This is a genomic window from Phenylobacterium sp., from assembly GCF_016793225.1.
Taxonomy (GTDB): Bacteria; Pseudomonadota; Alphaproteobacteria; order Caulobacterales; family Caulobacteraceae; genus Phenylobacterium.
Genome location: NZ_JAEUMN010000104.1, coordinates 1 through 21,233 on the forward strand (window position 1 = coordinate 1; position 21,233 = coordinate 21,233).

The 21,233-nt window shown below is 70.2% G+C and carries 24 protein-coding genes; 16 read left to right on the plus strand and 8 right to left on the minus strand.

Going from position 1 to position 21,233, the window contains the following annotated elements:
* The first annotated feature begins 74 nt into the window (after positions 1 to 74).
* Complete coding sequence (scpB, locus tag JNK30_RS12210; RefSeq protein ID WP_293482515.1) at positions 75 to 725, plus strand: SMC-Scp complex subunit ScpB; 651 nt, start codon at positions 75 to 77, stop codon at positions 723 to 725.
* A 30-nt stretch (positions 726 to 755) separates the two neighbouring features.
* Here scpB and JNK30_RS12215 read toward each other — a convergent pair whose 3' ends face one another.
* The gene (locus JNK30_RS12215; RefSeq protein ID WP_293482516.1) at positions 756 to 1,439 is read right to left on the minus strand and encodes a PEPxxWA-CTERM sorting domain-containing protein; all 684 of its coding nucleotides are present in this window, start codon (positions 1,437 to 1,439) and stop codon (positions 756 to 758) included.
* A 215-nt stretch (positions 1,440 to 1,654) separates the two neighbouring features.
* Between JNK30_RS12215 and JNK30_RS12220 the strand changes: the two genes are divergently transcribed.
* From JNK30_RS12220 to tatC, 3 genes are all read left to right on the plus strand, one after another.
* Entirely contained in the window at positions 1,655 to 1,861 is a 207-nt protein-coding gene (locus JNK30_RS12220) for a twin-arginine translocase TatA/TatE family subunit (protein ID WP_293482517.1), read from the plus strand.
* 73 nt (positions 1,862 to 1,934) lie between these two features.
* Positions 1,935 to 2,462 (plus strand): Sec-independent protein translocase protein TatB, encoded by a 528-nt coding sequence (gene tatB, locus JNK30_RS12225; RefSeq protein ID WP_293482518.1) that lies wholly within the window; start codon positions 1,935 to 1,937, stop codon positions 2,460 to 2,462.
* Positions 2,459 to 3,346, plus strand: a complete 888-nt coding sequence (gene tatC, locus JNK30_RS12230) for a twin-arginine translocase subunit TatC (RefSeq protein WP_293482519.1) — start codon at positions 2,459 to 2,461, stop codon at positions 3,344 to 3,346. Before tatB ends, tatC begins: the two co-directional genes overlap by 4 nt.
* Before the next feature lie 57 nt (positions 3,347 to 3,403).
* On the opposite strand, the gene JNK30_RS12235 is transcribed toward tatC, so the two are convergent.
* On the minus strand, positions 3,404 to 4,069 hold the full coding sequence (locus JNK30_RS12235; RefSeq protein ID WP_293482520.1) for a hypothetical protein: 666 nt from the start codon (positions 4,067 to 4,069) through the stop codon (positions 3,404 to 3,406).
* 146 nt (positions 4,070 to 4,215) lie between these two features.
* On the opposite strand from JNK30_RS12235, the gene serS reads away from it, so the two are divergent.
* The 4 genes from serS to JNK30_RS12255 all read left to right on the plus strand — a co-directional run bounded on the left by serS (position 4,216) and on the right by JNK30_RS12255 (position 8,873).
* Positions 4,216 to 5,544, plus strand: coding sequence for a serine--tRNA ligase (gene serS, locus JNK30_RS12240; RefSeq protein WP_293482521.1), 1,329 nt, complete (start codon positions 4,216 to 4,218; stop codon positions 5,542 to 5,544).
* Positions 5,541 to 6,314 (plus strand): 5'/3'-nucleotidase SurE, encoded by a 774-nt coding sequence (surE, locus tag JNK30_RS12245; protein WP_293482522.1) that lies wholly within the window; start codon positions 5,541 to 5,543, stop codon positions 6,312 to 6,314. Before serS ends, surE begins: the two co-directional genes overlap by 4 nt.
* The gene (locus JNK30_RS12250; protein ID WP_293482523.1) at positions 6,314 to 6,970 is read left to right on the plus strand and encodes a protein-L-isoaspartate(D-aspartate) O-methyltransferase; all 657 of its coding nucleotides are present in this window, start codon (positions 6,314 to 6,316) and stop codon (positions 6,968 to 6,970) included. Before surE ends, JNK30_RS12250 begins: the two co-directional genes overlap by 1 nt.
* 103 nt (positions 6,971 to 7,073) lie before the next feature.
* Positions 7,074 to 8,873, plus strand: a complete 1,800-nt coding sequence (locus tag JNK30_RS12255; RefSeq protein WP_293482524.1) for a LysM peptidoglycan-binding domain-containing protein — start codon at positions 7,074 to 7,076, stop codon at positions 8,871 to 8,873.
* Positions 8,874 to 8,880: 7 nt separating this feature from the next.
* On the opposite strand, the gene JNK30_RS12260 is transcribed toward JNK30_RS12255, so the two are convergent.
* The gene (locus tag JNK30_RS12260; RefSeq protein ID WP_293482525.1) at positions 8,881 to 9,144 is read right to left on the minus strand and encodes a hypothetical protein; all 264 of its coding nucleotides are present in this window, start codon (positions 9,142 to 9,144) and stop codon (positions 8,881 to 8,883) included.
* Complete coding sequence (locus JNK30_RS12265; RefSeq protein WP_293482526.1) at positions 9,134 to 9,343, minus strand: DUF2188 domain-containing protein; 210 nt, start codon at positions 9,341 to 9,343, stop codon at positions 9,134 to 9,136. The genes JNK30_RS12260 and JNK30_RS12265 overlap by 11 nt, the downstream gene beginning before the upstream one ends.
* A 283-nt stretch (positions 9,344 to 9,626) precedes the next feature.
* On the opposite strand from JNK30_RS12265, the gene JNK30_RS12270 reads away from it, so the two are divergent.
* Complete coding sequence (locus JNK30_RS12270; protein WP_293482527.1) at positions 9,627 to 9,836, plus strand: cold-shock protein; 210 nt, start codon at positions 9,627 to 9,629, stop codon at positions 9,834 to 9,836.
* 61 nt (positions 9,837 to 9,897) lie between these two features.
* On the opposite strand, the gene JNK30_RS12275 is transcribed toward JNK30_RS12270, so the two are convergent.
* Positions 9,898 to 10,737 (minus strand): ATP-binding protein, encoded by an 840-nt coding sequence (locus JNK30_RS12275; protein ID WP_293482528.1) that lies wholly within the window; start codon positions 10,735 to 10,737, stop codon positions 9,898 to 9,900.
* A gap of 111 nt (positions 10,738 to 10,848) precedes the next feature.
* Between JNK30_RS12275 and yajC the strand changes: the two genes are divergently transcribed.
* The 6 genes from yajC (at position 10,849) to JNK30_RS12305 (ending at position 15,646) form a co-directional block, all read left to right on the plus strand.
* A complete protein-coding gene (gene yajC / locus JNK30_RS12280) occupies positions 10,849 to 11,154 on the plus strand; it encodes a preprotein translocase subunit YajC (protein WP_293482529.1) in 306 nt (101 codons plus the stop codon).
* Between the two features lie 12 nt (positions 11,155 to 11,166).
* Entirely contained in the window at positions 11,167 to 12,768 is a 1,602-nt protein-coding gene (secD, locus tag JNK30_RS12285) for a protein translocase subunit SecD (protein WP_293482530.1), read from the plus strand.
* 7 nt (positions 12,769 to 12,775) lie between these two features.
* Positions 12,776 to 13,753, plus strand: a complete 978-nt coding sequence (secF, locus tag JNK30_RS12290) for a protein translocase subunit SecF (protein ID WP_293482531.1) — start codon at positions 12,776 to 12,778, stop codon at positions 13,751 to 13,753.
* A 125-nt stretch (positions 13,754 to 13,878) separates the two neighbouring features.
* Positions 13,879 to 14,238, plus strand: a complete 360-nt coding sequence (locus JNK30_RS12295; protein WP_293482532.1) for an Mth938-like domain-containing protein — start codon at positions 13,879 to 13,881, stop codon at positions 14,236 to 14,238.
* Between the two features lie 73 nt (positions 14,239 to 14,311).
* Positions 14,312 to 14,929 (plus strand): hypothetical protein, encoded by a 618-nt coding sequence (locus tag JNK30_RS12300; RefSeq protein WP_293482533.1) that lies wholly within the window; start codon positions 14,312 to 14,314, stop codon positions 14,927 to 14,929.
* Between the two features lie 60 nt (positions 14,930 to 14,989).
* Positions 14,990 to 15,646 carry a squalene/phytoene synthase family protein gene (locus JNK30_RS12305; protein WP_293482534.1) on the plus strand — a complete coding sequence of 219 codons (657 nt, stop codon included), beginning with the start codon at positions 14,990 to 14,992 and terminating at the stop codon, positions 15,644 to 15,646.
* Between the two features lie 13 nt (positions 15,647 to 15,659).
* Here the strand turns inward: JNK30_RS12305 and trmFO are convergent, their stop codons facing one another.
* Positions 15,660 to 17,066, minus strand: a complete 1,407-nt coding sequence (gene trmFO / locus JNK30_RS12310; RefSeq protein ID WP_293482535.1) for a methylenetetrahydrofolate--tRNA-(uracil(54)-C(5))-methyltransferase (FADH(2)-oxidizing) TrmFO — start codon at positions 17,064 to 17,066, stop codon at positions 15,660 to 15,662.
* Positions 17,067 to 17,187: 121 nt separating this feature from the next.
* On the opposite strand from trmFO, the gene JNK30_RS12315 reads away from it, so the two are divergent.
* The gene (locus JNK30_RS12315) at positions 17,188 to 18,048 is read left to right on the plus strand and encodes a hypothetical protein (protein ID WP_293482536.1); all 861 of its coding nucleotides are present in this window, start codon (positions 17,188 to 17,190) and stop codon (positions 18,046 to 18,048) included.
* A gap of 63 nt (positions 18,049 to 18,111) precedes the next feature.
* Here the strand turns inward: JNK30_RS12315 and JNK30_RS12320 are convergent, their stop codons facing one another.
* Together JNK30_RS12320 and uvrA are read right to left on the minus strand one after the other, a co-directional pair.
* The gene (locus tag JNK30_RS12320) at positions 18,112 to 18,723 is read right to left on the minus strand and encodes a glutathione S-transferase family protein (protein WP_293482537.1); all 612 of its coding nucleotides are present in this window, start codon (positions 18,721 to 18,723) and stop codon (positions 18,112 to 18,114) included.
* A gap of 67 nt (positions 18,724 to 18,790) precedes the next feature.
* Positions 18,791 to 21,233: excinuclease ABC subunit UvrA (uvrA, locus tag JNK30_RS12325; protein ID WP_293482538.1), on the minus strand; the 2,443-nt coding region annotated here is incomplete at its 5' end.

A 21,233-nucleotide genomic window follows, 5' to 3' on the forward strand; every position in this document is an offset into this window, starting at 1 on the left:
GGCGCCATGGAGGCTCGCCAGCTCGAGGCGTTCGCCGACATCTACCTGAGGGCGCGCAAGGGCGAGGCTGCGGCATGAGCGACTACCGGGAGACCGCCCGCGAGATCGAGGCGCTGCTGTTCGCCGCGGCCGGGCCGCTCACCGAGCAGGATCTCGCCGGGCGGCTGCCCGAGGGCGCCGACGTCATGGGCGCGATCGTCGAGCTTGGGCGGATGTACGAAGGTCGGGGCGTGGTGCTGGCGAGCGTGGCCGGCGGCTGGCGCTTCCAGACCGCGGAGGACCTCGCGTGGCTGATGACGGAGGAGCGCGACGAGCCGCGCCGGCTCTCCAAGGCCGCGCAGGAGACGCTGGCCATCATCGCCTACCACCAGCCGGTGACCCGGGCCGAGATCGAGGCCGTGCGCGGCGTGCAGGCCAGCCGGGGCACGCTCGACGTGCTGCTCGAACTGGGCCTCGTGCGGATGCGCGGCCGACGGCGGACGCCGGGCCGGCCGGTGACCTACGGGACCACCGACGCCTTTCTGGAGCACTACGGGCTGGCCACGCTCGGCGACCTGCCGGGCATGGCCGAGATGAAGGCGGCCGGCCTGCTCTCGCTCGACCTGCCGGCCGGCTTCAGCGTTCCGGATCCGAACCTGGCGGGCGGCGACGAGGACCCGCTGGAGGGCGACGCCCCCGAGTTCCATGTCGACTTCCTCGCGGAAGACGAGCCGTCGCAGCCCTGATCGGTCCGATGGGCGTGCGGGTCGCGGACGTCAGCTGACGGCGCGGCGTCCTGGCCGGGAGCGCCGCAGGATGTGACCCGCCGCCGCGAAGCCGAGAATCATCATGGCCCATGTGGACGGCTCCGGCACGCCTCCGGGCGTCACGACGGTCAGCGGCCCGAACGTCAGGTTGTCGATCGGCTGCATGCCGCCAATGGGGCTCGGGATGCGGGTCGTCGTGATCCGGTGGATGCCTGTGAAGCTCAGGCTGGTCTGGAAGACCGCGCGCGCCTGGGCCGGCCCCGCGGGCGCGACCGTGGTCTCGCCGAGCAGATTGCCGTTCAGGTCGAAGGCGCGCGCCGTGAAGCCGCTGTACTCGCCGGCGCTCGCGATGAGGCCGAGATTGTCGAACGAGACGAAGTTGGTCGTGGCGTTCACGGCCGAGTTGGAGGGATCGACGAAGCGGATCGTCTGCGGGGCGCCCAGCCGCATGTAGCCGATGTTGGTTCCGTCGGGATCGCCAGGGAGGATGATGACCCCGCCGAACGTGTCGATGCTCCCGACGCCGGCTTCGAACAGGACGCCGAGATGCGCGAACTGGGTGTTGAGTTCGACCACGGCCCCGGGCGTCGAATAGGGGAGGCTGTCGAAGTCGATCGTCGTCGCCTGAGCCGTCGCGGCGGCCGCCACGCCGACCGTGGCCGCCAGGGTGGTGCGCATGAAGTGGCCGAGCATTTCCCGATCCTCCGATCCGTGCTGTCGCTTGGAAGAACCGTCCCACGCGGCCCCGCGCAGGCACATCGCCATTTGGGGGGGTGTGATCGGGCGGGGGCGGGCGATCGGACGCGCAACGACAAACCCGCGTTGGCGCGCGCCCGGCGGAGCGACTATATATCTCCGCGTGAGACAACGGCGGCGGCGGATGGCGTCGTCCAGGGAGTTTTCAGCGCATGGGCGCATTCAGCATCTGGCACGTTCTGGCGGTCCTCGTGGTCGCGCTCCTGCTGTTCGGCGGGCGCGGCAAGCTCTCGGGCCTGATGGGTGACGCCGCCAAGGGCATCCGGGCCTTCCGCGACGGCCTGAAGGGCGACGACGAGCCTGCGCAGCAGGACGCGAAGAAGCTCGCGCAGGACGAGAAGGACAGCGCGCGGAGCTGATCCGCGAGCATGAGAGACGGAATCCGGCGCCGGTCCGCTTGATGCGGCCGGCGCTTCTCATTAGGCCACCCCCATGCTTCCGGACGTCGGCGGAATTGAATGGCTGATCATCGCGGTGGTCGCGCTGGTCGTGGTCGGCCCCAAGGACCTGCCGATCATGCTGCGGCGTCTCGGCCAGTTCGTGGCCCGGCTCCGCGGCATGGCCGCCGAGTTCCGCGCCAGCTTCGACGAGATGGCGCGCCAGTCCGAGCTCGATGAGCTGCGCAAGGAGGTCGAGGCGATGCGCCGGGGCCAGTTCGCGGACATGGCGAGCCACGAGGAGGCGATGCGCTCGACCGTCGGCGAGATCGAGCAGAGCCTGTCGGACGTGGGCGTTCAGCTGCATCCCCCGATGAGCTATCAGTACGACGCCACCGAGCCGCCGCCGCCGCCGGTGGAGGTGTCCGACGCGCCCGCCAAGCCCGCCCGCAAGCCGCGCGCGAAGAAGAGCGCCGTCCCGCAAGCCGACGCCGCGCCGGACGCGGCGGCCCCGAAGCCCAAGGCGCGGAAGCCCAAGGCCGGGCAACCCAGGGCGCGCAAGACTGTCGAGGCCAAGCCTTGAGCTACGAGAGCGACGAAGCCGACATCGAGGCGTCGCGCGCGCCGCTGCTCGACCACCTGATCGAGCTTCGCAAGCGGCTGATCGTCTGCGTGGCCGCCGTCGTGGTCGCGTTCATCGTGTGCTTCGGCTTCTCCAGCCAGATCTACGAGGTGCTGCTGCACCCCTTCCAGCTGGCGGGGCAGATCTTCGCGGCCCAGAAGGCGGGGCAGGCCAACGGCGCCTTCGACCTCTTCTTCGTGCTGATCGGGCTCAAGACCCTCGCGTCGGTCACCGGCGGCGCGCCCGACCTGATCTTCACCGCGCCGCTGGAGTTCTTCTTCACCAAGCTCAAGCTGGCCGGGTTCGGCGCCGTGGTCGTGGCCTTCCCGATCCTCGCCTGGCAGACCTACGCCTTCGTGGCGCCGGGCCTCTACCGCCGGGAGCGCCGGGCCTTCCTGCCGTTCCTGCTGGCCTCGCCCGTGCTGTTCGCCCTGGGCGCGGCGCTCGTCTACTACATCATCCTGCCATTCGTGCTCTGGTTCTCGCTGAGCCAGCAGATCGTCGGCGCCTCGGGCATCCAGGTCCAGCTGCTGCCCAAGGTGTCGGACTACCTCACCCTGGTGACCACCCTGTTGCTGGCGTTCGGGCTGTGCTTCCAGCTGCCGGTGGTGCTGACGCTGCTGGGCCTGGCGGGCATCGTGAACTCCGAGATGCTGTGGAAGGGCTGGCGCTACGCCGTGCTCGGCGTCGTGATCGTCGCGGCGGTCGTCACCCCGCCGGACCCCATCAGCCAGCTTCTCCTCGCGGGCCCCATCATCGCGCTCTACTTCCTGTCGATCGGCTGCGTGAAGCTCATCGAGCGCCGGCGGGACAGGGAAGACGAGGCCGCCGCGGACGCGGCGTGAGGCCGCCGCGATCCGGCTGAGCCCCCAGGAACTCGTCGGCAGCGTCCGGCGCCGGCCCTAGGGGTTGGCGGCCACCAGTCCCTGCGTGGTCTCGCGGGCGACTTTCAGCGCCTCGCGGACGGCGGCGAGGTCCGAGCCGCGGACGTAGCTGTTCACCGTCACCACGTGGCCCCGGACGGCGGTGGCCCCGATGCCGACCGAGGTCCGGCGGCTGCGCCCGGCGTCGTCCTGCTGCAGGCCGCCGGCCATGTAGTAGCCGGCCTCGTCCTTGGCGACGGGGCGCATTTCCCCGCTGAGCTCGACGTTGCGGCCCGTGGCGCGCCGGGCGGCACCCTTCGCCTGGTCCATGGCCGGGTTGTCGAGCAGGAGGTTCGGCGCGTTCTCGGGCATCGGCCCCATGCGCTCGAAGAGCTGTTCCCGCGTCAGCCGCTCGGACGCGAAGACCTTCGGCGCGCGGAGGAACAGGTAGCGCGAGAGCTCGCGCCCCGCGTTCACCGCCGCGCAGTCCACCAGGGCCAGGTAGGTGATGTTCTCCCGATCCATGGCGTCGGTGAGCTGGGCGATGTTGGCATAGCGGCCTGTGGGCTCGCAGTAGCCCGCCGGAACCGGCATCCGGATCTCGTCTCCGCCGATCCGCACGGCCAGGGCGGCGGCCTCCTCGGCGGCGGCTCCGGCCGGCGCGAGAAGGATCGCAAGCGCCGCCAGAACGCCGCGGCTGAGCATCCGGTACAATATCCACCCCCGCTTCGTGCAGCGCCTCGGCGCCCGCGACATGATCGCCGGCCGTCGGGCGGCCGGCAAGCTTGGCGCCCCCTCCGACGCGCTCTAGAGAGAGCCGCTCAGCCTCCTCACCATCTCCCCAGCGACCCATGCACGACATCCGAGCCATTCGCGACAATCCCGAGCTTTACGAAAAAGCCTGGGCGTCGAAGGGCTCCGCCGGGCGCGTCGCCGAGATCCTCGAACTCGACGCCCGCCTGAGGGCCGCCCAGACCGCCGGGCAGGCGGCGCAGGCGGAACGCAACGAGGCGTCCAAGAAGATCGGCCAGGCGAAGACGCAGAAGAACGAGGCCGAGGCCCAGCGCCTGATGGCCGAGGTCGAGGCGCTCAAGGGCCAGCTCGCCGAGCACGCCGAGGCCGAGCGGGCCGCGGGCGAGGCGCTGCGGGGAATGGTCGCGGCCCTGCCGAACGTCCCGGCCGCCGACGTGCCGGCCGGCGCCGACGAGCACGACAACGTCGAAGTGCGCCGGTGGGGGACCCCGTTCGCCATCTCGAAGCCGCGGGATCACGTCGACCTGGGCGAGGCGGCGCGGCTGATGGACTTCGAGGCGGCCGCCCGCATGAGCGGCGCCCGCTTCGTGGTGCTGAAGGGTGAGCTCGCCCGCCTGGAGCGGGCCATCGGCCAGTTCATGCTCGACCTGCAGACCCGCGAGCACGGCTACCTCGAAGTGGCCCCGCCGCTCCTGGTCCGCAGCGAGACGATGTTCGGCACCGGGCAGTTGCCGAAGTTCTCGGACGACCAGTTCGTCGCCTTTCCCGGCCTCGAGACGGCGCGTGCGGTCGGGGAGGCGGGCGAGGCGCCCGAGCTGCGCTGGCTGATCCCGACCGCCGAGGTCACCCTGACCAACCTGGTGCGCGAGCAGATCACGCCCGAGGAGGAGCTGCCGCTGCGGCTCACGGCGCTGACCCACTGCTTCCGGGCCGAGGCGGGGGCGTCGGGCCGCGACACCCGCGGCATCATCCGCCAGCACCAGTTCCAGAAGGTCGAGCTGGTCTCGATCACCACGCCCGAGCAATCCGAGGACGAGCACGAGCGGATGGTGAGCTGCGCCGAGGCAGTGCTGAAGCGCCTGGAGCTGCCGTTCCGCACCATGCTCCTCTGCTCGGGGGACATGGGCTTCTCGGCCCGCAAGACCTACGACCTCGAGGTCTGGCTGCCGAGCCAGGGTCAGTTCCGCGAGATCAGCTCCTGTTCCAACTGCGGCGACTTCCAGGCCCGGCGCATGGACGCCCGGACCAAGAAGGCCGGCGAGAAGGGCACCCGCTTCGTCCACACCCTGAACGGTTCGGGCCTCGCGGTTGGCCGGACCCTGGTCGCCATCATGGAGAACTACCAGGACGAGGGCGGCCGGATCGCCATCCCGCAGGCTCTGCATCCCTACATGCCCGGCGTGACCCACATCGGGGGCGCAGGGTGAGGATCCTCATCACCAACGATGACGGGATTCACGCCGATGGCCTGGAGGCGCTGGAGCGCATCGCGGCCAGGCTGTCCGACGACGTCTGGGTGGTCGCGCCGGAGTACGAGCAATCGGGCGCCAGCCGGGCGCTGACCCTGGCCGACCCGATCCGCGTGCGCACGCTTTCGGAGCGACGCTTCGCCACGACCGGGACGCCGACCGACTGCGTGATGCTGGGCGTGAACGACCTCATCCAGGGGAAGAAGCCCGACCTCGTGCTGTCGGGCGTGAACCGCGGGGCGAACCTCGCCGAGGACGTGACCATGTCCGGCACGGTCGCCGGGGCCATCGAGGGCATGGCGCTGGGCATTCCCTCGATCGCGCTGTCGCAGATGGGCTTCTACGAGGAAGGGACCAGCTTCGAGCCGGCCGAGACCCATGCGCCCGGCATCATCAAGCGCCTGATGGAAATCGGCTGGCCGCCCGACGTGGTGATGAACATCAATTTCCCGAACGGGAAGGCCGGCGAGATCCGCGAGGTCGAGGTCACCCGGCAGGGATTCCGCGACGTCCAGGTCCGCCACGCCGAGCGGCGCACGGACCTGCGGGGGCGGGAGTACTTCTGGGTCGGCTTCCGCCAGCTTCGCTCGAGCCCGGCCGAGGGGACCGACCTGCGGGCCCTCTACGACGGCAAGATCTCGGTGACGCCCCTGCACATCGACCTGACCCACCTGCCCACCCTCAACGACATGAGGGGACGCCTCGGCGGCGTCCCGCCGAAGCTCTGATGTCCGACGCCGACGACACGCCCGAAACCCGCATGGCGCGCCTGCTGCTGGCGCTGCGCAGCCAGGGCGTGACCGACGCCAAGGTGCTGACGGCGATCGAGACGACGCCGCGTCAGTTGTTCACGCAGGAGCTCTTCAAGGACCGCGCGTTCGAGGATTCGGCCCTGCCGATCGCCTGCGGCCAGACCATCAGCCAGCCCTTCATCGTCGGCCTGATGAGCCAGGCGCTGAAGATCGACCGCCGCGACCGGGTCCTGGAGATCGGGACCGGGTCCGGCTACCAGACCGCGATCCTCTCCAGGCTGGCGCGGCTGGTCTACACGGTCGAGCGGTACCGCACCCTCATGAAGGAGGCCGAGGGCCGCTTCAGGGAGCTGGGCCTCACCAACATCATCACCCGCTTCGGCGATGGCGGGGAGGGTTGGCCCGAGCAGGCGCCGTTTGACCGCATTATGGTCACGGCCGCGGCGCCGGGAGAGCCCAAGGCTCTGCTCGCGCAGCTGAAGCCCACGGGCATCCTGGTGGCGCCGATCGGCAAGGGTCCCGTCCAGACGCTCCGCCGCTACACCGGCGACGGGCAGGGCGGGTTCGAGGTGGAGGACCTGATCGACGTCCGCTTCGTGCCCCTCCTCGAAGGCGTGGCCAAGGAGCTCTGACCTTTTCGTGTTGCGCAGCGTTTGCGGGTTGGCGGGGGCGCCGGCTCGCCGCCATCATTCCCCCTCACGCCCCGATGATTCTCTGTCCTACCCCGGAGCGGCGATGACGCATCTTCTCGGACGAACGGCCCTGATCCTGCTGGCCGGCACGGCCCTCTCCGCCTGCGTCAGCCCTTACGCGGACCATCCGATCCTGACTCAGTCGCGGGCGGCCGGGGCTGCGCCGGTCCCGGTCTCGCAGCCGGCGCCGCCGCCCGCGGCGACGGCGACGGCCGAGGCGGCGGTCGCGGCGCCCACCGCGCCGATCGAGAGCGCCGTGCTGCTGCCCCTGCCGCCCGCCGCCGCGGCGCCGGCCCAGACTGCGGCGATGGCCGAGGCCGAGCGCGCGCCCGTCCTGTCGTTCGAGCCGCCCGCCGTCGACGCCTTCGCCCGCACGCGCCGCGCCGCGACGCCCGACACCTACACGGTCAGGCGCGGCGACACCCTCGCGGAGATCGCCTCACGGCTCGGCGTGGACATGGAGGATCTGGCCCGCGCGAACGACCTGCGCCGTCCCTACCGGCTCCAGCCGGGTCAGGTGCTGAAGAACCCCAAGGCCGAGGCGCCGGCCCCGGCGCGCAGCACGCGGCGGACGTCCGGCTCGACGGCGGGCGAGACCTACACGGTGAAGTCGGGCGACACGCTCTTCGGCATCGCGGTCCGCTTCGGGACCACGGTCGAGGCGCTGAAGGCCGCGAACGGCATGGGCCGCTCCTCGTCCATCTTCCGCGGCCAGAAGATCCAGGTTCCCGGCGCGCAGGCCGCCGCCGCGGCCGAAGAGCCGCCGCCGCCTCGCACCAGCAGCGCGCGCCGCGAGCCTGAGCCCGAGGCGGACCGTCCGCCGGAGGCCCGGTCCGAGTCCGCGGCAGGGCTTGAGGTCACGGGGCGCGTGGTCACGGTCGACACGCCTGGGCGCGCCTATCGGGTCCGCAAGGGCGACACGCTCGAGGAGATCGCCGGCCGCCTCGATTCGTCGGTGCCGGAACTCGCCCGCATCAACAAGCTGAAGCGCCCCTACCGGCTGCAGCCCGGCCAGACGATCCGCGGCCCGGGCGGCTCGGCGAAGGCCTATGTCGTGCAGCGCGGCGACACGCTTGCCGAGATCGCCCAGCGGTTCTCCACCACGGTGGACAAGCTGCGGAGCGCCAACGGCCTGCGTCGCGGCGCGAGCGTGGCCCCGGGCCGCCGCCTGCGGCTGCCGGCGGGCTATCGCGACCGCGGCCCGATCGAGGCCTCCACGCCCGCCGTGGCGCCGACGCCGCCCCGGCCGACGCCGCCTGCGCCGCGTCCGCCGTCATCCTTCGAGACGCCGCCCCCCGTAGGCCAGACGCTGCCGCCGCCCCGCTCGGCCCCGCGTCCGCCCACCGTGCTGCCGAGCTCGCCGCAGCCCTACCGGCCCTCCGGCCCGCCCGTGGGCGCGCCCACGGCCAGCCCGCCCGTCAGCGACGCCCAGATCAGCCAGATGGGCCGCGGCCTGTTCATCTGGCCGGTGCGGGGCGACATCCTGTCGAGCTTCGGCGACCGCGGCGGCGGCCAGCGCAACGACGGCGTCAACGTCCGGGTCCCGGCCGGCGAGCCGGTGCGGGCCGCGGCCGCGGGCGACGTGGTCTATGCCGGCGACCAGGTGCCGGGCTTCGGCAACCTCGTGCTGGTCAAGCACGCGGACGGCTGGGTCACCGCCTACGCCCACCTCGGGCGGGTGGACGTGCGCATGCAGCAGAAGGTCACGCAGGGCCAGCAGATCGGTCAGGCGGGGTCGAGCGGCGGCGTTTCCGAGCCGCAGCTCCACTTCGAGGTCCGCTACGCGCCGACGCCGCAGGAGCGCGCCAGACCCGTCGATCCGAACCTGGTCCTCCCGCGGTAGCCCGGCCTCAGGCTTCCAGGTCGAGCACGCTCTCCGGCACGCCGCCGGGCTCGACCTTCACGCCCAGGTAGCGCATCACGCCGCCCGCGAAGCTGATGTCGGCGACCGGCAGCTCCCGGTCGCGCTTGAGCGCCGTGCAGTCCCCCAGGGTCAGGCGCAGGGTCATGGCGTCGCGGGAGACCCCGCTCGCCTCGGCCTCCTCGATCTCGGCCCGAAAACGGGGCGCCGGCGCCAGCCGCTTCAGCGAGGCGGGCGCAGCGCTACGCGGCATCGAAGTAGCCATGCTCGCCGAAGACCCGGACGACGCAGGACCGGCCGGCGTCGAACGAGGCCCGGGCCCGCTTGTTGGCCGAGGCCTTGGCGACCTCCTTGTCGCGGGTGATGTCCGAGACCTGGCCCTCGTGCTCGACGGCCCAGCCGCCGTCGTGGCGCACCACGGTGAAGACGTCACGGTCGGGAGTTGCGCGCATGATGGAAACCTCCTGGGGGGGCGCCGGGCGCGGTCGGACCGGCCGCCTCGGCTGCTGGCCGGCATTGTAGAGTTAAAATGGCCGGATGTCGCCCGTTGCCGAAGACATTCTTGCGCACGGGCAGAAATACATTATGTTTTGAGCATCGAATTTCGCACTGGCTCGCGAATTTTTCCGGCTGGATTTTCATTGGATCCGCCGCGGATTTACCGACGACCCTATCCGAGAATTTGATGCAAGCGTCGGCACATGACGCCAATTATTTCCCGGAAAGGGCACTCAAATGGCAACTGGAACCGTGAAGTGGTTCAACGCGACCAAGGGCTTCGGCTTCATCCAGCCGGACGATGGCGGGCAGGACGTGTTCGTCCACATCTCGGCCGTCGAGCGCGCGGGCATGTCGGGCCTCAATGAAGGCCAGAAGATCTCCTTCGAGCTGGAGCGCGACAAGCGCAGCGGCAAGATGTCCGCGGGCCAGCTTCAGGCCGCCTGATCCGCGGAGACCTGCTGGATCGAGAAGGCCGGCGCGATGGCGCCGGCCTTTTTCGTGCGCGTCAGAGGGGCAGGGGCTTGCCCAGCTCGCCGGCGAGGTCGCGGATGAACTGCCAGGCGACGCGGCCCGAGCGCGCGCCGCGCAGCTGCGCCCACTGCAGGGCGCGCCGTTCGAGGTCGGGCGCCGCGAGGTCGAACTGTGCGGCGTAGGCCGCGATGGCGGCGAGGTAGGTCGCCTGGTCCATCGGCGGGAAGCCGATCCACAGCCCGAAGCGGTCCGAGACGCTGACCTCCTCCTCGGCGTCCTCGGCGGCGGCGACCAGGCCGCGGTCCTCCTGGTGGCCGCGCGGCATCAGGTGGCGGCGGTTCGAGGTCGCCACGAACAGGACGTTGGCGGGCGGTCCCGAGACGCCGCCCTCGAGCGCCGACTTCAGCGCCTTGGCCGCCGCGGCGCCCTCCTCGAAGGAGAGGTCGTCGCACAGCACGACGAAGCGCTCGGAGCGGCCCCGCAGCACGTCGAACAGCGCAGGCAGCGTCGTGACCTCGTCCCGGTCGACTTCCACCAGCTTCAGGTCCGGCCTCTCGGCGGCGACCGACATGAACGCGGCCTTGGCGAGCGAGCTCTTGCCCGCGCCCCGGACGCCCCAGAGCAGGGCGTGGTTCGAGGGCAGACCCTGGGCGAAGCGCTTCAGGTTCTCGACGAAGCGGTCCTTCTGCCGGTCGACGCCGACGAGGCTCTGGAGCGGCAGAGGATAGTCCGGCGCAGCATGGAACGCGCCGCTGCGCGGATCATGGCGGAAAAGCCTGCCGCCATCGAAGCTTACGGCCGTCGGCGCCGGCGGCGCGAGCCTCTCCAGCGCCTCGGCGATGCGGCTCAAGACCGTCCTGTCGTCACCCTGCATGACCCGCTGCCTAGCACCCGCGCCGCTTCGATTGCAAAAGCGGGTCCTTGCGCATAGCTTCCGCCGACCCGATTTCCGGCCCTACGCCAGGGCAACGCTTCCGGAGCTGAGATGAACGACCCCAATGCCCTGATCCAGGTCATCGGCATGCCGATCCTGCTGATCGTGCTGTTCTATTTCCTGATGATCCGGCCGCAGCAGCGCCGCATGAAGCAGCATCAGGCGATGCTGGCCGCCCTGAAGCGCGGCGACCAGGTGGTGCTTTCGTCCGGCATGATCGGCAAGGTCGTTCGGGTCGAGGACAAGGAAGTCGGTCTCGAGATCGCCACCGGCGTCACCGTGAAGGTGGTGAAGGGCATGATCTCGGACGTCCGGTCGCGCGGCGAGCCCGCGCCGGCCAACGACTCCAAGGCCTAAGCGCCCCTCCAGATGGTTACCCTCTCCCGCTGGAAGGTCGTCCTCGTCATCCTGTCGGTGGTGCTCGGGCTGCTGTTCGCGCTTCCGAACGCCTTGCCGCAGAGCGTGCGCGACGGGCTTCCCGGCTTCATGCCGCGCCAGACCCTGAACCTGGGGCTCGACCTCCAGGGCGGATCCTACCTCCTGCTGGAGGTCGACACGGACGCCCTGCGCAGCGAGCGCCTGACGAACATGGTCGAGGACGTCCGCACGACGCTGCGGGAGGAGCAGATCGCCTTCGCGGACCTCGGGCCCGTGAATGGCGGGGTGAACGTGCGCATCGTCGATCCGGGTCAGGTGGACGCCGCGGCGCGCGTGCTGCGAAACACCATCGGCTCCACGATCCAGGGCGCGGTCGGCGGGCGGGACACGACCGTCCAGGTCCTTCCCGGCCAGACGCTCCGGCTCACCTTCATCGCCGAGGCCTTCGAGGCCGAAGCCAAGCGGGCGGTGGACCAGTCCATCGAGATCATCCGCCGGCGCATCGACGAACTGGGCACCCGCGAGCCGACGATCCAGCGCCAGGGATCCAACCGCATCGTCGTCGCGGCCGCCGGCGAGAGCGATCCCGAACGCCTGAAGGAGGTGCTGGGCAAGACCGCCAAGCTCACCTTCCACCTGGTGGACGAGAACGCCGACGTCGCCGCGGCCATGGCCGGGCGCGTCCCCCCCGGCAAGATGCTGATGCCGGGCGAGGGCGGTCAGCCGCCGCTGGTTGTCGACCGCCGCGCGCTGGTCACGGGCGAGATGCTGACCGACGCCCAGCCGGGCTTCGACCAGATGAAGAACGAGCCGATCGTGAGCTTCCGGTTCAACGGCCTGGGCACGCGCCGCTTCGGCGATGCGACCATCCGCAACGTCGGCCGCCGCTTCGCGATCGTCCTCGACAATCAGTACATCTCGGCGCCGTCCATCAACGAGCCGATCACGGGCGGCAGCGGACAGATCAGCGGCAGCTTCACGGTCGAGAGCGCCAACGACCTGGCCCTGGTGCTGCGCGCGGGCGCCCTGCCGACCCGCCTGAACGTCGAAGAGCAGCGGACCGTCGGCGCCGAGCTCGGCGCGGACGCTATCGCCGCCGGCCAGATCTCGGCCATCGGCGCGTTCGTGCTGGTTCTCGCCTTCATGGTCGTGGCCTACGGCTTCCTGTTCGGCGGCGTCTCGATCCTGGCCCTGCTGGTCAACGGGCTGCTGATCATCGCGGCGATGTCGATCACACAGGCCAGCCTGACGTTGCCGGGCATCGCGGGCCTCATCCTGACGCTGGCCGTCGCCGTCGACGCCAACGTGCTGATCTACGAGCGGATGCGCGAGGAGATGCGGGCCGGGCGAACGGTGATCGCCGCCATCGATGCGGGCTTCAACCGCGCCATGCTGACCATCTTCGACGCCAACATCACCCACCTCGGGGCCGCGCTGATCATGTTCAGCCTCGGCGCGGGTCCGGTGAAGGGCTTCGCTTGGACCCTGGCCATCGGGGTGTTCACCTCGGTGTTCACGGCCGTGCTGATCACGCAGGTGATCCTGGCCCTGTGGCTGCGGACGACGCGGCCCAAGTTCCTTCCGATCCAGTGAGCCGCCGATGAGCAAGACTCCTTCCACGTGGTGGCCGCTCATCAAGCTGCTGCCGGTCAAGACCAACTTCCGCTTCATGCGGTTCGCGAAGGTCTATGCCGGGGTGTCGCTGGTCGCGACGATCGCGGCGGTCTTCCTCACGCTGTTCCCGTTCGAGCCGCCCTGCGCGGGCCTGAACTGCGGCGTCGACTTCCGCGGCGGCACGGTCCTGGAGATCACCTCCAGGCAGCCCATCGACCTGGGACGGGTTCGCGAGACCCTGAACGCCCGCCAGCTCGGCGACGTCCAGGTGCAGGCGTTCGGCAGCCCGCAGGACGCGCTGGTGCGCTTCGAGACCCCGGAAGGCCAGAATCCGGCCGTGACCGTGGAGGGCGCCAAGCGGGCGCTGGTCGCCGCGATCGGACCCCTTGAGTTCAAGCGCACGGAGGTCGTGGGGCCGAAGGTCTCGGGCGAGCTGTTCCGCAACGGCGTGCTGGCGCTGGCGCTCGGGGTCGGGATGATGATGGTCTACATCTGGTTCCGGTTCGGCCTGACGTTCGGCATCGGCGCGGCCGCGGCCCTGATCCACGACGTGCTGCTCACCTTCGGCCTGTTCGCGGTCACGAACATGGAGTTCTCGCTGAACACGGTGGCGGCGATCCTGACCATCATCGGCTACTCGGTGAACGACACCGTCGTCGTGCTCGACCGCGTCCGGGAGAACCTGCGCAAGTACAAGCGGATGCCGCTGTCCGAGGTGATCGACCTCTCGATCAACGAGACGCTGTCGCGGACGGCCATCACCGGCGTCACCGGCCTGATGGCGCTGGGCGTGCTGGCGGCCTTCGGCGGCGAGACCCTGTTCGGCTTCTCCATCGCGATGATCTTCGGCATCGTGGTCGGCACCTACTCGTCGTTCTTCGTGGCCGCCGTGGTGCTGATGTGGCTGGGCGTGAAGCGGGGCGAGGACGCCGAGGTGCTGAAGCCCCTGGACGCGCGGCCCTAGCGCGCGTTCCGGCAGGCCGAGACACCCGCAGGCGATCCCGATGCGCTCCGGCAGCCCGACGACGGACCCCGTCTTCCTGACGGTCTCGATCGAGGCCGGTCGGGGCGGGCGGTAGGAGACGGCCCATGGCCCGCAACGCGCCCGCGATCGACGCCTACGGGGACGGCGGCTTCCGCCTCGACGGCGCCCGCCACGACGGCTCGGTGCTGATCCTCAGGGACGAACCCCGCGCGTGGTCCGTGGCGCGCCTGGACCAGCTGACGCCGGCGGCGCTGCAGCCGGTGCTCGACGCCGGCGCCGCCGAGGTGGAGTTCGTCCTGCTGGGCGTGGGCGCCCGCAACGCCATGCCGCCCCGCGAGGTGCGCGAACGCCTGCGCGCGGCCGGGATCGGGCTGGAGTTCATGGACACGCCCGCCGCCGCCCGGCTCTACAATCTGCTCACGTCGGAAGGCCGGCGGGTTGCGGCCGCCCTGATCGCCGTCTGATGCGTCCTTCCGGCCTGTGACGAAAGGTCCTATACCTCTCGACCTAGGGCAGGGACTCACAAGGGCAAGCTAGATGGCTGGATTACTCGCCAATTTCCGCAACACCGTGATCCTCAGCGTGGTCCTCGCGCTGGTCATGGTCGTCGCGTACTCGCAAGGCCCGCAGGGGACGGACGCCGCCTTCTGGCAGGCGGTCCTGCGCTGGCTGCACACCTTCTTCGGCATCCTGTGGATCGGGCTGCTGTACTACTTCAACTTCGTCCAGATCCGGAAAATGCCGGAAATCCCGGCCGAGCTTAAGCCTGCGGTCTCCAAGTACATCGCCCCCGAGGCGCTGTTCTGGTTCCGCTGGGCGGCGGCCGCGACGGTGCTCATGGGCGTGCTGGTCGCCTACGCTCGCGGCGCGAATTACGCGCACGAGGCGTTCACCTTCGGCCTGTTCGGCGGCCTCGCCCCGAGCGACAAGGGCTTCACGCTGCTCGGCGTGGGCATGTGGCTGGCGATCATCATGTTCCTGAACGTCTGGGTGTTCATCTGGCCGAACCAGAAGATCGCCCTGGGCATCGTGGACGCGGACGCCGACGCCAAGGCCAAGGCGGGCCGTACGGCGATGCTGTTCTCGCGCACGAACCTTCTGCTCAGCATCCCGATGCTGACGTCGATGACCATGACGCAGACGCTGTTCGGATAGCGGCCGGCGAAATGACGGAGAGGCCCGCCCCATCGGCGGGCCTTTTTCGTTGAGGGTGCGATGGACGACGATCTCGACGACCTGGTCCGGCGGGTGGACCCTGACCGCTGGCTCTCCAGCCGGTTCATCGGCGACGCAGGCAAGCGAGCCGACGTGATTGCCGTCTACGCTTACGATCACGAACTGGCGCGGGCCCCGAAGGTCACCTCCAATCCGCTCCTGGGCGAGATCCGCCTCACGTGGTGGCGCGAGGTGCTGGACGAGATCTACGAGGCTCGACCCGTTCGCCGGCATCCGACGGCGCAGGCGCTGGCGGCGGCCGTGGCGCGCCACGCCCTCCAGCGTGCGCCGCTGGAGGCCATGATCGATGCGCGCTACCGCGAGCTCGACGCCACGCCGATGCGGCCCAAGGAGGCCCTGCGCTGGGCCCGGGACACCGGGGGCCGCGCCGCCGAGATCGCGGCCCGAATCCTGGCGCCCGCCGGAGACGCCGGTCCTGCGCGGGCGGCCGGGGCGGCCTGGGCGCTGTCGAAGCGTGGCGAGCCGAGGGTCGCCGCCCTGGCGAGCAAGGCGCTGGCCTCGGCCCGTCGCGCCGTCCGCAAGCTGGAGCCGGCCGCCTTTCCGGCGGCTGCGCACGCGGCCCTGGTCGGCCGGCGACGGTCTCCCCTGGTCGACCGACTGAGGCTGGTCTGGGCGACGGCCTCCGGGCGGATCTGATCGGGGCCTGGATCTACTCGGCCGCCGCCAGCGTCGGCGCAGGATGGCCCGCCCAGGCCGCGAGGTCGGCCAGCGCCCGTTCGCCCACGGCGCGCTTCTTCAGCCGGGTCTTCTCCTTGGCGCCCAGCCGGCGACCGTCGGCGTCGCGCTTCGGCGGCGCCATCGGCGGCAGCAGGCCGTAGTTGATGTTCATCGGCTGGAACGACCCGGGCCCGCCTTCCAGGTGGCCGCCGGTGATGTGGCCGACGAGGGCCCCCAGCGCCGTCGTGGGCGGCGGCGGCGCCAGCGTCCGGCCCAGGCGCTCTGCGGCGGCGAAGCGGCCGGCGAGCAGGCCGACGGCCGCGCTCTCGACATAGCCCTCGACGCCGGTGACCTGGCCCGCGAACCGCAGCCGCGGCTGGGCCTTCAGCCGCAGGGACCCGTCGAGCAGGCGGGGCGAGTTGATGAAGGTGTTCCTGTGCAGGCCGCCCAGGCGCGCGAACACTGCCTTCCCGAGCCCCGGGATCATCCGGAAGATCTCGGTCTGCGCGCCGTGCTTCAGCTTCGTCTGGAAGCCCACCATGTTCCAGAGCGTGCCCAGGGCGTTGTCCTGGCGGAGCTGCACGACGGCGTAGGGCTTCTCGTCGGGCCGGTGCGCGTTGGTGAGGCCCACGGGCTTCATGGGGCCGTGCCGCAGGGTCTCGCGCCCGCGCTCGGCCATCACCTCGATCGGCAGGCAGCCGTCGAAATAGGGCACGTGCTCCCAGTCCTTGAACTCGGACTTGGGCCCGGCCAGCAGGGCGTCGATGAAGGCCTCGTACTGCGTCTGGTCCATGGGGCAGTTGATGTAGGCCGCGGCGTCGCCGCCCGGCCCGGCCTTGTCGTAGCGCGACTGGCGCCAGGCGATGTCCATGTCGATGCTGTCGAAGTTCACGATCGGGGCGATGGCGTCGAAGAAGCTGAGCTGCCCCTCGCCGGTCAGGTCGAGGATCGCGTCGGACAGTGCGGGCGAGGTGAGGGGACCCGTCGCCACGATGACGCTGTCCCAGTCGGCCGGCGGCAGGCCGGCGACCTCCTCGCGGACGATCGTGACCAGCGGGTGCGCCTCGAGCCGATCGGTGACCGCCTGCGCGAAGCCGTCCCGGTCCACGGCGAGCGCGCCGCCGGCCGGGACCTGGTGGGCGTCGCCGGCCGACATGATCAACGAGCCCAGCGCCCGCATCTCGGCGTGCAGCAGGCCCACCGCATTGCCGGCCCAGTCGTCCGCGCGGAACGAGTTGGAGCAGACGAGCTCGGCCAGCCGGTCGGTCTGGTGCGCATCGGTGCCGCGCACGGGCCGCATCTCGTGCAGCACGACAGGCGCGCCCGCGCTTGCGATCTGCCAGGCGGCCTCGGAACCGGCGAGGCCGCCTCCCACGACGTGAACAGGTCTCATGGACATGCGTTGCCTACTAGCAACTGTGCGACTGGATCGCGAGCGGGGCCTTGCACGCCGTTTGCCATGCACGGCAGAGTCTGCGTTCTGGCTCGCGAGCCGAGTCGGGCTCGCGCAGAGGGGTTGAATGGCTCAGTTCTCACCAAGCGATGCGGCGTTGGAAGGCTTCCGGCTGACCAAGGAGCATCCGGGCGTGATGCTGGCCTGGAGCGCCGTCTATTTCGGCGGCATCCTGCTGATCGCGCTCGCCATGATGGCGACCCTGGGGCCGCAGTTCATCGCGCTGGCCCGCAAGGGCGAGCTCTTGAACGCCAACCCGCAGGAAGTCGCCGGATTGCTGGCCAGTTCGTGGCCCGCCTTCCTGCTGGTCATGGTGATGACCGCGCTCCTCATGTCGATCATCGCCGCCGGCGTCATGCGCCTGGTCCTGCGGCCGACCGAGCACGGCTTCGCGCATCTGCGGCTCGGCAAGGACGAGCTACGCCTCACCGTGGCGAACCTCATCTGCATCGTGATCTACGCGCTGTGGGGGATCGTGGGCATCGTGTTCACCGCCGGCGCCAGCCAGAGCGGCGCGGTGGGCGGGTTCGTGGCGGCGCTGATCGCCTTCATCGTGGCGATGTGGATCGGCGTGCGCCTCTCGCTGCTTCTGCCCACGGTCTTCGTCACCGGCCGGATTTCCCTGGGCCTCGCCTGGGAGAAGACCAAAGGGCGCTTCTGGTCGCTGCTCGGCATGATCGTGCTGGCGGTGATCTTCTATGTGATCGTCTACATCCTCTTCAGCGTCATCAGCTTCGCCATCGTCGAACTCTCCGGCGGCCAGGCGGCGATGCAGGATCTCGGCAGCCTGACGCCGGTGGCCGCGATCGCCACCATGCTGACGCTGGTCATGCAGCTCCTGCTCCAGGTCCTGCAGATCGTGATGATCTACGGCCCCTTCGCGACCGCCTACCGGGCGATCGAGGCCGACGCCGCCGAGGCGTCCTGACGCCCGCGCGACGCCGCGCGTCGCCGCGGGACGCGAGCCGGCGCCTCCTGAGTTCCCCGTGGCCTACGCCGCGGCCGAGGGCCGGGCGCTGACGCGGTCGTGCCAGGCCTTGAGGTTGGCGTTCGACTCTTCGAGGGGCAGGCCGATCCAGGTGGCGAAGTCGACCGTGGAGAGCAGGCAGATGTCCGCCATGGTGTAGGCGTCGCCGCAGAGGAAGGGGCGATCCGCGAGTTCGCGGTCCAGCCAGCCCTGGGCGTTGCGGTAGTGCTCCCGGTTGGACTCCCCGAAGTCCTTGAACTGGGTCAGCAGCCGCGCCGTGAACGGGTGGGCGTGGCGCCAGTACATCCCGACCGGGCTCATCACCGTGAACTCCACCCGGCGGCTCCACATGTCGACCTGCGCCTTCTCGACCGGCGTCCTTCCGAACATCGGCGGCTCGGGATGGATCTCGTCGAAGTACCGGCAGATGGCGACCGTTTCGGAGATGCAGGTCCCGTCGTCCAGCTCCAGCGTCGGCACCTGCCCCAGCGAGTTGCGTGCGCGGTGCTCGGCGCTCTTGTGCTCGCGCTGCATCATGTTCACCGGCGTCTCAGGCAGGTCGACGCCCTTCTCGGCCAGGAAGATGCGCACGCGCCTGGGGTTCGGCGCCGGCATCGGCGCGCCATAGAGTTTCATAGGCTGGTCTCCCCTTGTTGAGAGAACCCTAGATGATCCCTCTCCTGCCGGGGAGGGATCAGGAGCCTCACGCGCTGACCTTCTCCCGCCGCTTCGCGCCCCGGCGCTCGCGATGGCGCTCGAGCAGCTCGTGCAGGTACCGCCCCGTCCAGCTGCGCGGGTTGCGCGCCACGTCTTCGGGCGAGCCCTGGGCGACCACCTCGCCGCCGCCGTCGCCGCCCTCGGGGCCGAAGTCGATCAGCCAGTCGGCGGTCTTCACGACGTCGAGGTTGTGCTCGATGACCACCACGGTGTTGCCCTGGTCGGCGAGCTCGTGGAGCACCTCCAGCAGCTTCTTCACGTCCTCGAAGTGGAGACCCGTGGTGGGCTCGTCGAGGATGTAGAGCGTCTTGCCGGTGGCCCGCCGGGAAAGCTCCTTCGACAGCTTAACCCGCTGCGCCTCGCCGCCGGAGAGCGTGGTCGCCTGCTGGCCCACCTTCACGTACCCGAGGCCGACGCGCTTCAACGTCTCCATCTTCTCGCGGATGGGCGGCACGGCCTTGAAGAACTCGGCGGCCTCCTCGACCGTCATGTCCAGGGTGTCGGCGATCGACTTGCCCTTGAACAGGATCTCGAGCGTCTCGCGGTTGTACCGGCGGCCGTGGCAGACGTCGCAGGTCACGTAGACGTCCGGCAGGAAGTGCATCTCGATCTTGATCAGGCCGTCGCCCTGGCAGGCCTCGCAGCGCCCGCCCTTCACGTTGAACGAGAACCGGCCGGGCCCGTAGCCGCGCGCCTTCGCCTCGGGCAGCCCGGCGAACCAGTCGCGAATGGGCTGGAAGGCTCCGGTGTAGGTCGCGGGATTGGACCGCGGCGTCCGGCCGATGGGCGACTGGTCGATGTCGATGACCTTGTCGAAGTGCTCCAGCCCCTCGATCCGCTCGTGCGGCGCCGGCGCGTCCGAGGCGTTGTGCAGCCGCCGGGCCGCGGCCTTGTAGAGCGTCTCGATCGTGAACGTCGACTTGCCGCCGCCGCTGACGCCGGTGATGCAGGTGAACGTGCCCACCGGGATCTCGGCGGTCACGTCCTTGAGGTTGTTGCCCCGCGCGCCCACGACGCGCAGCACCTTCTTCTTCGAAATCGGCCGCCGGTCGTCCGGCACGGCGATCTCGCGCGCTCCGGACAGGTACTGCCCGGTGAGGCTGTCCGGGTTCGCCATGATCTCGGCGGGCTTGCCCTCGGCCACCACGCGTCCGCCGTGGACGCCCGCCGCGGGACCCATGTCGATCACGTGGTCGGCGGTGAGGATGGCCTCCTCGTCGTGTTCCACCACCAGCACGGAGTTGCCGAGGTCGCGCAGGCCCTTGAGGGACTCCAGCAGCCGCGTGTTGTCCCGCTGGTGCAGGCCGATGGACGGCTCGTCCAGCACGTAGAGCACGCCCGTCAGGCCCGAGCCGATCTGGCTGGCCAGCCGGATCCGCTGGCTTTCGCCGCCGGACAGGGTGCCCGACGCGCGGGACAGGTTCAGGTAGTCCAGGCCGACGTTCACGAGGAAGCGCAGGCGGTCGTTGATCTCCTTCAGGATCCGCCGCGCGATCTCCATCTGCTTGTCGGTGAGCTGGCCTTCCAGGCCCTCGAACCAGGCCTTCGCGTGCTTGATCGAGAGGCGCGAAACCGTGCCGATGTGGTCGCCGGCGATGCGGACCGCGAGCGCCTCGGGCTTCAGGCGGTAGCCCTCGCAGGCCTCGCAGGGCGTCTCGGACTGGTAGCGGCCGAGCTCCTCGCGGACCCAGGACGAGTCGGTTTCGCGCCAACGGCGCTCGAGGTTCGGCAGCACGCCCTCGAAGGTCTTGTTGACCTCGTACTTGCGAGCGTTGTCGTCATAGATGAAGCGGATCTTCTCCGCGCCCGAGCCATAGAGGATGACGGTCTTGGCCGGCTCGGGCAGCTTCCAGAACGGCTCGTCCATCGAGAAGTCGTAGTGGCGGCTCAGGGCCTGCAGGGTCTGGGTGTAGAGCGGCGAGGGGCCCTTCGCCCAGGGCGCGATGGCGCCCTTGTGCAGGCTCTTGTCCTTGTCGGGCACGACCATGTCGGCGTCGAAGGCCAGCTTGGCTCCCAGGCCGTCGCACACCGGGCAGGCGCCGTAAGGGTTGTTGAACGAGAACAGTCGGGGCTCGATCTCGCTGATCGTGAAACCCGAGACCGGGCAGGCGAACTTCTCGGAGAACAGCAGCTGCTTCGGCGTCGTCTCGCCCTCGTCAAGGTCGGCCCATTCGGCGACCGCGATGCCTTCGGCCAGCTTCAGCGCGGTGGCCAGGCTGTCGGCGTAGCGCTGCTCCTGGCCCGGCTTGGTGACGATGCGGTCCACGACGATGTCGATGTCGTGCTTGAACTTCTTGTCGAGGACCGGCGCGTCCTCGATCAGCATCAGCTCACCGTTGACCTTGACCCGCTGGAAGCCGGCCTTCTGCCACTCGGCGAACTCCTTGCGGTACTCGCCCTTGCGGCCGCGCACGACGGGGGCCAGCAGG